The sequence below is a fragment of the Rhodococcus sp. RCBS9 genome (assembly GCF_029457415.1).
Taxonomy (GTDB): domain Bacteria; phylum Actinomycetota; class Actinomycetes; order Mycobacteriales; family Mycobacteriaceae; genus Rhodococcus_F; species Rhodococcus_F qingshengii.
In genome coordinates this window covers 3,602,068-3,616,163 of record NZ_CP120422.1, presented here as the reverse complement: position 1 = coordinate 3,616,163, position 14,096 = coordinate 3,602,068, and the positions used below count along the sequence as shown (strand labels likewise).

Sequence of the window (14,096 nt, the reverse complement as noted above, 5' to 3'; positions counted from 1 at the left end):
GTACAAACCCCTCAGTCGCGACCTTCCCAGGCCGCCCACAGTTGTGCGTAACGCCCGCCCGCGGACACCAGTTCGCGGTGCGGGCCTTCTTCTACGATCTGTCCGTGTTCGAGCACGATCACTCGGTCGGCGCCCGCAGCCTGCGTAAGCCGGTGTGCGACAACCAGAGTGGTGCGGCCCTCCGTAGCGGCGTCGGCAGTCGCTTCCAGTTCCCGCGCTCCGGCGCTGCCCGCCTCCGCTGTTGCCTCGTCCAGTACGGCGACGGCGGGATCGGCCAACACCAGTCTCGCCAAAGCCAACTGCTGCGCCTGCGCCGCTGTCATCTCGTGTCCGCCTTCGCCGACGACGGTCAGCATTCCCTCGTCGAGAGCCTCCACCCACTCGTACGCGCCGACCGTCCGCAGTGCCGCGGCAACGTCCTCGTCCGAGGATTCGGGAGCCGCCAATCTCAGATCCTCGATCAGGGGTCCGGCAAAGACATGGACCTCCTGACTCACGATCGCGATGTGGCGTCGTAGGTCGTCGAGGTCGGCAAGCGGGACACCGCCGATCGACACCCGGCCCGACGTCGGAGTGATCGAACCGGCAGCGATCGCCGCGAGCGTCGTCTTTCCGGCTCCGGTCGAACCGACGAGCGCCACGCGCTCCCCCGCTCGCAGTGTGAGGCTCACTCCGTGGAGAACCTCATGACCACCGTCGTAGCTGTGCCGAATGTCATCCAGACGCAGCGAACCGTCGGCCGGAACGGAACCTGCATCCGTCGAAGGCTCCGTTTCCTCGATCTCGACGACGCCGACCAGTCGCGCGAGGCTGGCGCCCGCCGACTGCACTTCGTCGAAGGTGTAGAGCAGCGAGCCGATCGGGTTGAACAGGCGGTGGAACAGCAGGGCAGCAGTCGTCGTCTGGCCGACTGTCACGACGTCCTCACGGACCAGCAGGAATCCGACGACGAGAATCATGGACAGGCCCACGAATTCGGCGCGGTTACCTCGACCGGCGAACCTCGTGAACAGGCCGAACACTCCGACTGCCAGATCGCGCGCTTTTGCCGACGCCGCATCGATCTGCCCGAGGTGTTCCTTCTCGAGGCTGTACGCGCGGACCGTCTTCGCACCCTGGAGACTGCTGATCAGCGCTTGTGAACGAGCGCCCATCGCTACCCGCTCGGCAGCGTAAACGGGAGCCGATCGTGGCAGGTACCACTTGAGCGCCAGCGCGTACATCGGCAGCGCGACCATTCCGGCCAGACCGAGTCGCCAGTCGAGTCCGAGCATGGTCACCATGCTCAGAGCCACGAGCAGAACCGCCGCGATCATGCCGGGAACCACGTCGGACACGGCCTTGGCGATCACCGACACGTCGTCACCAACTCGTGAGAGCAGATCGCCCTTGCCGACCTTCTCGACGGTCTGGATCGGCAGGCGCAGTGCCCGGTCCACGGTCCGCTCTCGCAGATCCGCCAGGATCGTCTCACCGAGCCGCTTGATCAGATAGGCAGCCACACCGGTGAACACACCGCCCACGATTGCGGCAGCGGCGATGATCACGACCACCCCGACGATCGTCGACGTGGGCGCGTTGTCCCGGACCCGGTCGACCAGGACGCCGAAGACGTAAATCGGCACCAAGGCCATCGCCGACGCCGAAGCCGCGACGATCAGGACCAGCAGGCTCTGCATCCGGTGTTCGGTCAGCGCCGCCCGCAACCACTTCCAGGTCTGGCGACCACTCGCGATCGGCAACAACTCGCGCTCTGTCACCTTCTCGGCGTTCTCCCCGGCCGGCATTTTGGTTGTCATGTCCGTGGCCGTCACCGCAGCACCGCTCCTCGGTAGTTCGCGTCGCCGCGAGAGAGTTCGGAATGTGTGCCGATCGAGGCGATCACTCCGTCGTTCAACACGATCACTCGATCCGTCACGGCCAGCAAGGCTGGGCTGCTGGTGATCAATACCGTCGTGTGGATGCCACCGGCACCCTCGTGCCGCAGTTGTGCGATTCCTTCGGCGATCGACGCCTCGGTCACCGCGTCCACCGCCGTCGTCGGATCGTGCAGGACCATCACGGGTGCCTGTGCCACCAGGGCGCGCGCGAGGGCGACGCGTTGCCGCTGGCCTCCCGACAAACTGGCGCCCCGATCGGTCACTTCGAGGTCGAGACCGTCCGGATGTGCGTCGACGACATCCGCCGCTGCCGACGCCACGAGAGCACTCTGGATGTCGAGAGCAGCGCCATCACCGGCGCCCGCGGTGACGTTCGACGCAAGCGACCCGGAGAACAGATCGGTGATGTGCGGCTCCACCAGCACCGTCCGACGTGCCAATCGCAAGTCCATGTCGGACAGGCTGATTCCGCCAACCCTCACCACTCCGCGATACGCGTCCTGCGCCAGCTGACCGGACAGGACCGCGACAAGAGCGTCGGCGTCCTGCGGCTGGTAAGCCACGACGCCCAGCAGTTCTCCGGCAGGCAGATGCAGGTCGATGCCCTTGAGTGACTTGTACTCGACTCTGTCGAGAGTCAGGTCGGTGCCTTCGAGTTCGGTCTGCGAACCCGCGCCACGCAGTGGCTCCGCGTCCAAGACCAGTGCCAGTCGATCCGACGACGCTCGCGCCACCGCGAAGTATCCGGGAATGGACGCAAGCAATCCGAGCGGTTCGATGATGAACTGCGCAAGCCCCACCACGGTGATCAGTTCACCGACCGTGATCCGGCCCTGCAACGCGAAGTATCCCGCGAAGCCCGCAACACCGACCGCGAGCAACGCACTGATGGTCGCGGCAACGCCGGTGTAGATACCGGTCGCCTTGGCCGTGCCGATCGTCGATGCGAGCGCTTGACGGCTGACCGTGCGGTAGCGCGCCGACGCGGTCTTCTCACCGCCGATACCGCGCAGCGGACGCAATCCGCTGACCAGATCCGTAGCCATCGCCGACGCCCGAGCGATCGACGCCTGCTGACCGGTGGCCCTCGACGTGATGAGAGGCGCCGCCAATTGCAGCAGACCGAGAATGACCGGCGTTCCGATCAGAACGGCCAGCCCCAGCCAGAGGTCGATCCACACCAACGCCACCGCCGACGCCACCGCAGCTGTCAGGGCCGCAGCGGCGCGCGGGACGATGTCCGCGATCCACGAAGTCTGCTCGGCATCGGATGTCGAGACTGTCAGCAATTCACCCGAACGCAGATCGGTGCGCACCCCGCGCGGATCGAGGACGCGGTGCGCCACCTCGAGCCGGAGGCGATGAGCCTCCTGCTGCATCGCGGCGACGATGAAGCGTGCGCCGAAGCGCCAGGCGGCCGTCAGAACGAGAAAGAGAGCCGCGAGACCGACGATGGAGACGATCAGGGCCGTGGTGTCCGAAGTCTCCACCGCACGGTCGATGATCACACCGATGGAGATCGGCACCGCCGTCTCGGTCAGTTGGTGCAGACAGACCAGAACCGTGCCGATGGCGAGCGGGCCACGGTTACGGACGAGGACACGTCGCAAAATCGCAGCACCGCTGTGATTGCCACTATCCGGCTCGTCCGAGTCGACGGTCACACTCGAGGGGGTCGAACTCATGGAACTCCAAGCATCGATGGAAGCGATAAAGTTGAGTACAGAGATAAGTAAGTCGACCCTAATACATGAGCAACTAGCGTCGACACGCCCAGTTCTCATAGAGTCGCGAGTAAGAACCATTGCTTGCGCCGTGCAGGCAAGCACGAGAGGAACATGATGGCTGAGAACACGACCGTCGAAACCGAGATCGCGGACGAGGACCTCGAGCCCGTAGCGGACGAAACTGCTCGTCAGGCACAGCGCGTCGTCGCTGCCTACGCGGAAGATGCCGACGAGTGCAGGATGCTGCTCTCGATGCTCGGTATCTCCCCCGCCGCCAAGCTCGACTGAATCTTTCCCTCACCGACCGAGAAGGAACCACGTGCCTGTCAGTCCGGATTCGACCAGTTCAACCCTTTCTGACAGCGCACCTGCTTCTTCGACCGGTGAAGCCGTGTCCGGGCAGGCTGAGTTCGTTGTCGTAGCGAACCGCCTGCCCGTCGACTTGGAACGGCTTCCCGACGGCACCACCCGCTGGAAGCGAAGCCCCGGCGGACTGGTCACCGCTCTCGAGCCGATCCTGCGCAGCAATCAGGGCGCGTGGGTGGGCTGGGCGGGGGTGGCGGACGCCGAGCTCGACCCCATCGTCGAAGACGGACTCGAGCTCTACCCCGTGCCGCTGAGCGCCGAGGAGATCAACGAGTACTACGAGGGATTCTCCAACGCCACCCTCTGGCCGCTCTATCACGACGTCATCGTCAAACCCGAGTACCACCGCGAATGGTGGAACGCCTACGTCGAGGTGAACCGGCGATTCGCCGAAGCCACCTCCAAGGCAGCGGCACAGGGCGCGACAGTCTGGATCCAGGACTACCAGCTGCAGTTGGTACCGAAGATGCTGCGGATGCTGCGCCCCGACCTGACCATCGGCTTCTTCCTGCACATTCCGTTTCCCCCGGTCGAGCTGTTCATGCAGATGCCGTGGCGCACCGAGATCGTCGAAGGCCTCCTCGGCGCCGACCTCATCGGCTTCCACCTTCCGGGTGGCGCACAGAACTTCCTGTACCTGGCCAGACGCCTTGCCGGGCAACAGACTTCACGCGGAACCGTCGGCGTCCGCTCCAAACTCGGTGTGGTGCAAGTAGGTTTCCGTAGCGTCCGCGTCGGCGCCTTCCCTATCTCCATCGACTCCGGCAAGCTCGACGAGCTCTCGCGCACCAAGGCAATTCGAGACCGCGCCAAGCAGATTCGCAAAGAACTCGGAAACCCCAAGCACATCATGCTGGGCGTCGACCGCCTCGACTACACCAAAGGCATCGACGTCAGGCTCGCTGCGCTCCACGAACTTCTCATGGAGAAGCGCATCGATCCCGCCGACACCGTCATGGTGCAGCTGGCGACCCCGAGCCGCGAACGCGTCGAAAGCTACGTACAGATGCGCGGAGACATCGAGCAGAAGGTCTCCCGGATCAACGGCGAGTTCAGCGAAGTCGGCCGCCCCGTCGTCCATTACATCCATCGGCCGATCCCACGCGACGAACTGGTCGCGTTCTTCGTCGCCGCCGATCTCATGCTCGTCACGCCGCTGCGTGACGGCATGAACCTCGTCGCGAAGGAATACGTCGCCTGCCGCAGTGATCTGGGTGGTGCATTGCTGCTCAGCGAATTCACCGGTGCCGCAGCAGAACTCCGCCAGGCATTCCTGTGCAATCCTCACGACCTCGACGACGTCAAGGATTCGATGGAGAAGGCCCTCAATCAACCGCGCGAGGACGGCCGGCGCCACATGCGTGCGCTACGTCGTCAGGTCCTGACGCACGACGTCGACCGCTGGGCGCGCTCGTTCCTCGACGCGCTCGCACACGGCGGTGCCGCAGGCCCGGCGCTGATCGCCCCGGCCGAAGCACAAGACCACTGAGGACAGTGCACAAAGGCTGGGGCCGCGGAGAGTGAATCTCCGCGGCCCCAGCCTCTTTCGTACCCGGCTCCAGCCTTCGTGTGTTTGATCAGAAGGGTTGGACGTTGTTCACGAGCCAACGTCCGTCCTGCTTCTCCAGACTCATCTTCACGCGACTGCCACTGGCAACGGCTTCGGGCGATTCCGAAGACGTGGTGATCTGATTGAGGAACAGCATCGTCGTCGCGCTGTCCGCCTCCGCGTCGAGAACCGCGGCGCCCTGGACGACGACCTGAACGGTCAGCGACTTTTCCTTGGCTCCCGGAATGATCACCGATTCGATCAGATTGGTGAACGTGCCTTGAAAATCGCCCGTCAACCCGTCTGTAGCTGCATGCAACTGCTGGTCGACGTTGTTGTAGTCGTACTGGAACATCGCTACCGCCTGATCGGAAGAGGCCTGTGCCACTTCGTCTCTGGTCTGATCGATCGCTGCGGTGTCACGCGTTCCGTCCGGACCGAAGTAGAGATACGCCGACACTGCCGCCAACGCGATGGCCACTGCACTGATGACGCACAGGATGATGGCGAGCGGTGAGGCGCGCTTCGGCTTCGGCGAAACTTGCTTGGACGTCTCGGGGTTCACTTCTGGGGTCATGGCACAAACTCCACATTCGAGGCAAGCAACTGCCCGTCGACGTCGCACATGGTGATTCGGAGTCGGTAGTTGCGTTCGGCGGGCGCTTCGTCGCCGTTCTTCTGCATCGCACGCACCGCGACAAGAGAAGTCCCGCAATCACCGTCCGACTTCTCGAACCCGGCTTCGAGCACCTCGCCGTCGGTTTGAACTCCGGCCTGCCCGAGGACGTTGACAAACGAATCCTTGCGTCCGTCGAACTGCGACTTGAACTCGTCGGTGGTGCCGGCGAGAAACTTGTCGAGGTCGGCAGCCGCCGTATCCGCGTGCAGTGTCGTCAGATTCAGTGCGGTGGTCCGGGCACCGGCCACGTAGCGGGCTCGGTCCTCGTCGGCATTGGACGCCTTGTTCCGGTCGACGAGAAGAAACACCGTCAGGGCCGCAAGAGCAACAGCGATCACCGAAGCAATGGCGATCCCGACTACCAACCCGGCCTTGGGCTTCGAACGAACAGGGGTGTCCACAGATGTTTCTGCGGGGGTTTCGGCGGTACCGGTCGGCTCAGCCTTGGTCGCGACCTGATCACCGCTGACGACCTTCTCAGGTGGAGTATCGGGCTTGCCCAAAGCAACTGGCGCCGCCGCCTTCTGCTCAGCCACCTTCTGCTCAGCCACCTTCTGCTCAGCCGGCTTCTGCTCGGCTGGCTTCTGTTCGGCCGACTTCTTTTCGGTGGGCACTACTACCGCGGCAGCGTCTGCATCCGCACCCGTGGGTCCGGCGCTGCGAGACGCGCGACGGCGCACCCGCTGCCCGGCCTGTGGATCTTCGTCTGTCATCAACCCTGCTGACCCTTCATGAACTGTTCGAGACTGACGTCGCCGCCACCGAGGTTCGGTTGCGAGTACGTCCTTCCGTCCGGCCCGATGTACGTGCCTGTAATCGGATCGTACCGACGAGCCGAGACCGAAGGCGTCGACGTGTACGAGCTCGGGGTCGCGGTAATCGGTTCCGGAGGCCCGGATTGCGGGTTCGTGCCCATCGGTACGTAGCCGGAACGGCACTGTTCGACCGTCGGCGCACGACGTCCCGGATACTCCTCGCAGGGAAGGTTTCTCGCGCCGCGCACGGCGATCGGCGAATCCTGGGCAACCTGGCAGAAGAGATCCGACGGCGTCTCGATCGGTGATTCGTCCTTCGGACTGCGCCACTGCTCTGCGGGCAGGAATCCTGTAGTGCACGGCGGCGGGTCGTTGACCTCCATGTGGAAGTCCACCAGTGCACCATCCGCAGCCGGGCCGGAGCCTGCCACCGTGACCAGCGCTGCGGCCAGCGGCGGGTAGATGACCAGAATCTGCTCGATCGCGTTGTTGTAGATCACGCCGACCTGTCCGACGGACACGAGGTTCGCCAGAAGAATCGGCAATGTCGGCTGCATGTCTTGCAGAAGAGCATTCGCCTCCGCCGCTGCGGCCGGACCCTTCTGGATGACGGCACGCAGATCAGGGTCGCTGGCGCGGAGCTGGTCGGTGAACGTCACCAGATTGCTTGTCCAGGAACGGATGGCGTCGCTGCTGACCACCTGGGTGTCCAGGAGTGGACCGGCCTGCTCGATCAGGGTCTTGGTTGCGTCGGAGTTGTTGTTCGCCTCCTCGACGAACAGCCGAGCTGAGTCGATCAGCTTCTGCAGATCCGGGCCGGCACCGTTGAACGCCTTGAAGGATTCGTCGATGACGGTCTTGAGCTTGGTGTCGGAAATGCTCTGCAGCAACACATCTGCCTGATCGAGCATCGCGCCGACATCCTGCGGAATGCTGGTTCGGTCTTCGGGAATCACCGATCCGTTTTCCAGATGCCCGTCGACCACGATCGCTCCGGAGCTGTCGGTGTGCGGAATCAGATCGACGAACTGCTCGCCGATCGCCGACACACTCTTGACCGCAGCGTCGACGTCCGAGGGCACCTTGACGCCGCTCTCGAGAGACAGACGCGCATTCACGCCCGTTTCCGACAACTCCACCGCGTTCACGACGCCGATGGTCTGACCGCGGTAGGTGACGTTCGAGTTCTTGTACAGCCCACCGGTGGCGGGCAATTCGACGGTGACGTCGTATCGGCCGATACCGACCATAGCGGGAACACGCACGTACTGAGTGGCCATCACTATCAAACCGACGACCGTCAAGACGGCGAAGATGATGAGCTGGATGCGGACGAACTTTGTGAGCATCATGGTGCCGGTGCCCCCTGAGGAAGTCCTGGAATGTTGATCGGCGGAAGTCCCGGAATCTGAATGGTATTCGGATCCGCTGCCGGAGCCTGTCCGGCAGGGGCCTGTGCGGGCGGTGCGGCAGGCTTGAGCGGATCGCTCAACGGGTTGCCTGTCTGTCCGGCCAGCCCAGCCTGCTTACCCAACACGCCTTCTGGTCCGGAGAGTGTTCCGGCCAACGGAGTTCCGGTGAGGAAGTTCGCGTCCAGTCGGGGCAGCGAGATGTCGATGGTCATGGCCAGGTTGGCGTAGTCACCGCGAATGACGTTGTCGATTCCGTTCTGTGGGAACGGGAACGTCAAGAGGACTCCGAGAACCTGCGTGAGAGCGTTGCCCGAATCCGCCAACGCTTTCAGAGTCGGCGACAACGCGCGAACGTTGGTCGCGAAATCGTCACCGCTCTCCTGGATGACGCGACTGGCCACCTCGCTGAGACCACCGAGGGAGGTCAAGGCGTTGGTGATGTCCTGACGCTGAGCGACAAGAACCTCGAGTGCCGGCGGAATACCTTCGAGCGCTTTGTTCAGGGTGTCGTGCTGGGCCTGGACCGTCGAGGACAGTCGATCGAGTCCCTCCATCGCCGAAACGATGTCGCCCCGTTGCTTGTCCAGACTGCCGACCAGCTGATCGAGCTGAGGCAGGAGGTCGCGAACCGAATCTTCACGCCCACCGAGAGCAGCGTTGAGTTCCTTCGTGATGTCCTGAACCTGAGCGAGACCGCCGCCGTTGAGAACAACCGACAGCGACGACAGCGTCTGTTCCGTCGTCGGGTAAGCGCCCGCCCGCTCGATCGGAATCAGGTCACCGGCTTCGAGTCGGCCCTCGGGCTCCTCCCCTACCGGCGGCGCCAACTCGATGTGCTGAGAGCCGAGCAAGCTGGTCTGACCGATTTTTGCCGTCGCGTTGGCCGGCAACTGAACCTCGGGATTCAGCGACACCGTCACCAGAGCGTGCCAGCCTTGAACCTCGATGTTCGAAACGCTTCCCACTGCCACGTCATCCACCCGGACGGGCGAATTCTGCGACAGTGTAGTCACGTTCGGCATCTCGATCTGAACCTCGTATGCGCCTTCGCCCCGGCCTTGAGTGCCTGGCATCGGCACCGAGTTGAGACCGTTCCATTCACAACCGCTGGCGCCGAGAGCCACTGCCGTGGCCAACACGGCAACCGTGGTCTTGCGAGCTACCCGCATCAGTTCCCTCCGCCCATGTTGAAGAGTTCGGCGAGATCCTTGGGAACACTCGTCATGGGAGCACCCGACATCGGTCCTGCGACGGTTTCCGGCTGATTCTGACTTGCCGCTTCCAATCCCGGCTCGGTGTAGACGATCTGATCCGGGAAAGCCTGCACGCCCGCGACCGGGTTGAACAGGAATCCGGGGTAGTTGCCGATCATCGTGCTGAGCACCGGCCCGAGGTACTGCTTACACAGGTCGGCACTGTTCTGGGAGTTACCACTCTCGATACCTTCGATGGAACCACAGATCCACTGGATCGGATTCTTGAAGTTACTCAGTGCAATTGCGCCGGTCATACTGCCCTGAGCCGGCTTGTAGATCTGATAGAAGTTGGCAAGCGACGTCGGTCCGGAGTGCAGAACCTGCTCGATCTCCGGGCGCTTGTCAGTCAGTACCTGAGTGGCATCGGCGAGACGCGCAACCGATTCGCTCAGTCCCTCGCTGTTGTCCTTGACGAACCGCTGGACGTCGCCGACGGCCAGGTCGAGATCACTGAGGGCGGTACCCAACTCGTCGGAGCTGCTTGCGAGAACGCTTGTCACCGAAGCGAGGTGACCGCTGAACTGCACGATCTGCTCGTTACTCGAGGACAACGCAGTGACAAATGCCTGCAGGTTCCGAATGGTGGAGAACAAATCGGTCCGGCCTTCGGACAGCGTGTGCATCGTGGCCGAGAGTTCGCGCAGCGTCGACCGAATCGACTCACCGTTACCGTCGAGGTTCGTTCCCACGGTGTCGATGAATCGACCGAGGGAACCCTGATCGTCCAGACCCTCCGGTCCGAGTGCGTCCGACAGTTTGGTCAGTTCGGTCTTGATCTCGTCCCACTCCACCGGAACGGCGGTGCGCTCGATCGGGATCTCGCCGCCGTTGGGCATCTGTTCCCCGCCGGAGTACACGGGGGTCAATTGCACGAAGCGTGCGGACACGAGGCTTTGAGCAACGATGAGCGCCTTGGCATCTGCCGGAACGTCGACGCTCGAATCGATCTTCATCTCGACGTAGGTGTCCCGATCACGCGGTTCGATCTTGGTCACCTTGCCGACGTTGACACCGAGCACTCGCACGACGTCGCCCTCGTAGAGACCAGTGGTCGAGACGAAGTGCGCAGAGATCTTGGTCTTGCCCAGGCCTGGGATGAAGAGGTAGGCCGCACCGGCGACGAGCAGCGCGACCAGCACACCCGCTCCGATCAGCACCCACTTCTTGCGTGGGTTGGTGGAGCCCTGTGGATCCTGTGAAGTCATGGTCTCGGTCATTCTCCCGGCCCCCTGATCGTCGGTGGAATACCGGGGAAGAAGTCTTCCAGGTCGCCCGGAACCTGCTCGGGCGCGACGCTGGTGTCCACCAGGGTCTTCCACCAGTTGCTCGGCAGAATGTTGATGATGAAGGCGTCGAAGAACGGGCCGCTGGCCACGGTCTCACCGAGCGCGGTGATGTACGGTCCGAGTCCGTCGAGCGCTCCCGCGATGTTGTCCTTGTTCTGCTGGAGAACCTCGGCGACCGAATTCAGCTTCTCGAGGGTCGGCCCCATCTGAGCCTCGTTCTCCTGCACCAGCGCTGACAGTTGACGTGAGACTGCGCCGGTGTTGACGATCAGTTCGCTGATCGCGTCACGCCGCAAGCTCAGTTCGGCAAACAGCTTGTTGCCGTCGACCAGCAACGAATCGATCTGACCGCTTCTGTCGGAGAGGATCTTGGTGACATCTTCGGCCCGCGAGAGCAATTGGAGCAGGCTCTCGTCGCGTGAGTTGATGCTCTGCGAAAGCCGCGTCATTCCGTCCAACGCGGTGCGCAGTTCGGGCGGAGTATCGGCCAGCGTGTCCGAGATCGCGTTGAGCGAATCGTTGATCTGTTCCGTGTCGAGTTCGGACACCGTTGTCCCGAGGTCACCCAGAGCGTCGTTGAGCGAGTACGGGGAGTTGGTGCGTTCGACCGGAATCGGCGTGTCCGTCCGCAACAGTCCGGATCCTTCCGGCCGTACCGCCAACGACTTTCGCCCGAGAACCGTGTTGGTCTTGATATCAGCCGCTGTCTGCTCGCCCAGGGCAACACCGTCCTGAACGGTGAAGGTGACCAACACCTTCTGGTCGTCGAGTTCGACGTCGCTGACCTTGCCGACCTTCACGCCGGCCATGGTCACGTCGTCGCCGGTGACCAGGCCGCCGGCATCTTGGAAGTACGCCGAGTAGCGAATGCCACCGTTGATGAACTGGAGTTGATCGTATTGAAGCGCGGCACCGACGGTTGACACCGCCAGGACGAGACCGATGACACCGATCTGTACCGGATTACGTTCACGGGTTGGGGTCATGAGACTTTTGCGCACCTTCCCGTGTCCTGAACTGCCGTGGGCAAGATGATCGTCGTCCCGTCGGGTCCGGAGAACTTGAAAGTGTTGGCGCACAGATAGAACTGGAAGAACGCTCCGTACGTGCCCACTCGGATCAGCTTCCGGTAGTCGGACGGCAGACGATCGAGAGCGGTGTTGATGTCGTCCTTGCCCAGGTCCAGCTGCGTCATCGTTCGGTTGGTCTCCCCGATCAGCGTCTGGATGTCCGGACGTGTCGCCTGCAGCAACGACGCGAGATCTCCCGTGGCACCGGCGATCTCGGTGATCGAATTACCGATCGGGCCACTGTCCTTCGCCAATCCACTGACCAACTGCTGGAGCTGATCGATCGTGGTGGAGAACTGATCGCCCTTGTCGTTGATGGTGCCGAGTACGTCGTTGAGATTGGTGATGACGTCCCCGATCAGCTGGTCTCGGTCCGCCAACGTGCTGGTGAACGAACTGGTGTTTCCCAGCAACGAAACCAGCGTTCCGCCCTGGCCCTGGAGTACCTGCAGCAGGGCCCCGGAGAGGTCGTTGACCTGCTGCGGGTCGAGCGAACGAAGCAGCGGCTTGAATCCGCCGAGCAGCAGATCCAGATCGAGAGCGGGCGACGTCTGATCGACCGGAATGGATCCTCCCGACGGAAGCGTCTCGGTGGAACCGGCGCCCTCGAGCAGTTCCATGTAGCGATCGCCCACCAGGTTCTCGTAGCGCACAGTCGCTTTGGTGCTCTTCATCAGCGAGTACTTGGTGTCGACGTCGAACTCGACCTCGGCCTGGTTGGAGTCACCGATGGACACTCCGGTGACCGACCCGACCGGAACACCGGCGATGCGGACCTTGTCGCCGGACTTGAGTCCCGAGACGTCCGAGAAGGTGGCGTGAAATCCGTTGCTGCTGCTGAAGCGCACCTGACTGAAGACGATCGCCAGTCCGGCGAAGATGACCGCCATGACGACGGTGAAAATCAGCAGCTTGACCGTGGTCGGTCTCATCACTTCCCGTCTTCCTGCTCGTAGGAGTCACCGAAGAGATACTGGAAAATGGTCGGCACGGTAACGCGCAGTTCGGTGTTGGGAACGAAGGGCACGTTGCCGGTGTTGGTGACTGCGAACGGTGCATGCCCGTCGACCTTCGGATCGAATTCGGGCAGACCATAACAATTGGGTCCGCCGGAGGCCGCGACCTTGGGGAGAGATTGCGGATTCTGGTACGCCTCGGCGCCGTACATGAAGCTCGCACTCAGCATCAGCGCCGCTTTGTCCCCGGTGCCTGCCAGTGGCTCGAACTTGATCCGACCGTCGTTCAACCCGACGATGAAGCACGTCAGACCCGACGAGTACTTGTCGAGCAGGGTCGTCGTCGCGGTCAGAGTGTCGAGGGCGGTGGTCAGGTTCTGCTCGTTGTCGGTCAACAACGCGTTGCCGGTGTCCGCGAGGCCGGTGACGTTGAGCAACAGCAAGTCGAGGTTTGCCTGCTCGGCCACGATCGATCCGCTTGTCGCGGTGGCATTGTCGAGGATGCGCATCAGATCCGGTGCCACGTCGGCGTACAGATTGGTGACATCGGCGGCGCCGACCAAGTCTTCCTGGAGCTGCGGTAGAACCGGATTCATCTTCTTCAGATAGGTGTCACCGAGCTCGAGAACCTCACCCAGCGACTCGCCGCGCCCGTTGAGTGCGGTGGAGATCGCGCCGAGTGTGGCGTTGAGCTTTTCCGGTTCGATCTTCGCGAGCACGTCCGAAAGATGTTCGAAGACACTGTTGAACTCGACGGTGACGCTGTCCGAAGCGATGACAGCACCCTCCTGGATCGGTTGGGTCGACGGATCGTCGGGAATCACGATGTTGACGTACTTCGCACCGAACACCGTGGTGGTCTTGATCTCCACCCGGGCGTTCGACGGAATCTTCGACATCTGGCCCGGATCCATCGCCAACTTCAGGTTTGCCTGGTCCCCGACGAGTGAGATCGACTCGACGCGGCCGACCTGCACTCCGCGCAACTTCACCTTGGCATTGGGTTCCATGACGAGGCCGGCACGCGTGGACGTCACGGTGATGGGCGTGCTCTTGGTGAACCCACCCGAGAACATGGTGAGAGCAACGGCGACGATCGCCACGAGTCCGAGGACCAGGCCGGCTGCGGCCAACTTCTTGTGCCATCTGGGTACGGTCAT

At 62.9% G+C, this 14,096-nt stretch carries 12 protein-coding genes; 2 read left to right on the top strand and 10 right to left on the bottom strand.

Going from position 1 to position 14,096, the window contains the following annotated elements; all coding sequences use genetic code 11:
- Nucleotides 1-11: 11 nt before the first annotated feature.
- Both P0M12_RS17050 and P0M12_RS17045 read right to left on the bottom strand, forming a co-directional pair.
- The gene (locus P0M12_RS17050; protein WP_042920544.1) at nt 12-1,787 is read right to left on the bottom strand and encodes an ABC transporter ATP-binding protein; all 1,776 of its coding nucleotides are present in this window, start codon (nt 1,785-1,787) and stop codon (nt 12-14) included.
- A 23-nt stretch (nt 1,788-1,810) separates the two neighbouring features.
- Nucleotides 1,811-3,565, bottom strand: a complete 1,755-nt coding sequence (locus P0M12_RS17045) for an ABC transporter ATP-binding protein (RefSeq protein WP_277376601.1) — start codon at nt 3,563-3,565, stop codon at nt 1,811-1,813.
- A gap of 156 nt (nt 3,566-3,721) precedes the next feature.
- On the opposite strand from P0M12_RS17045, the gene P0M12_RS17040 reads away from it, so the two are divergent.
- Together P0M12_RS17040 and P0M12_RS17035 are read left to right on the top strand one after the other, a co-directional pair.
- Entirely contained in the window at nt 3,722-3,895 is a 174-nt protein-coding gene (locus P0M12_RS17040; protein ID WP_164490548.1) for a hypothetical protein, read from the top strand.
- A gap of 103 nt (nt 3,896-3,998) precedes the next feature.
- Nucleotides 3,999-5,462, top strand: coding sequence for a trehalose-6-phosphate synthase (locus P0M12_RS17035; RefSeq protein ID WP_085989962.1), 1,464 nt, complete (start codon nt 3,999-4,001; stop codon nt 5,460-5,462).
- An 88-nt stretch (nt 5,463-5,550) separates the two neighbouring features.
- Here the strand turns inward: P0M12_RS17035 and P0M12_RS17030 are convergent, their stop codons facing one another.
- From P0M12_RS17030 to P0M12_RS16995, 8 genes are read right to left on the bottom strand one after another with little or no spacing between them, the layout of a single operon-like run.
- On the bottom strand, nt 5,551-6,099 hold the full coding sequence (locus P0M12_RS17030) for a hypothetical protein (protein ID WP_007734345.1): 549 nt from the start codon (nt 6,097-6,099) through the stop codon (nt 5,551-5,553).
- Entirely contained in the window at nt 6,096-6,914 is an 819-nt protein-coding gene (locus P0M12_RS17025; protein WP_277376600.1) for a hypothetical protein, read from the bottom strand. Before P0M12_RS17025 ends, P0M12_RS17030 begins: the two co-directional genes overlap by 4 nt.
- Nucleotides 6,914-8,308, bottom strand: a complete 1,395-nt coding sequence (locus P0M12_RS17020) for an MlaD family protein (RefSeq protein WP_037132261.1) — start codon at nt 8,306-8,308, stop codon at nt 6,914-6,916. The genes P0M12_RS17025 and P0M12_RS17020 overlap by 1 nt, the downstream gene beginning before the upstream one ends.
- Entirely contained in the window at nt 8,305-9,537 is a 1,233-nt protein-coding gene (locus P0M12_RS17015; RefSeq protein WP_277376599.1) for an MCE family protein, read from the bottom strand. The genes P0M12_RS17020 and P0M12_RS17015 overlap by 4 nt, the downstream gene beginning before the upstream one ends.
- Entirely contained in the window at nt 9,537-10,829 is a 1,293-nt protein-coding gene (locus P0M12_RS17010; protein WP_003945764.1) for an MCE family protein, read from the bottom strand. Before P0M12_RS17010 ends, P0M12_RS17015 begins: the two co-directional genes overlap by 1 nt.
- Nucleotides 10,830-10,837: 8 nt before the next feature.
- On the bottom strand, nt 10,838-11,896 hold the full coding sequence (locus tag P0M12_RS17005) for an MCE family protein (protein WP_277376598.1): 1,059 nt from the start codon (nt 11,894-11,896) through the stop codon (nt 10,838-10,840).
- Entirely contained in the window at nt 11,893-12,912 is a 1,020-nt protein-coding gene (locus P0M12_RS17000; protein WP_007734337.1) for an MCE family protein, read from the bottom strand. Before P0M12_RS17000 ends, P0M12_RS17005 begins: the two co-directional genes overlap by 4 nt.
- A complete protein-coding gene (locus tag P0M12_RS16995) occupies nt 12,912-14,096 on the bottom strand; it encodes an MCE family protein (RefSeq protein WP_003945815.1) in 1,185 nt (394 codons plus the stop codon). Before P0M12_RS16995 ends, P0M12_RS17000 begins: the two co-directional genes overlap by 1 nt.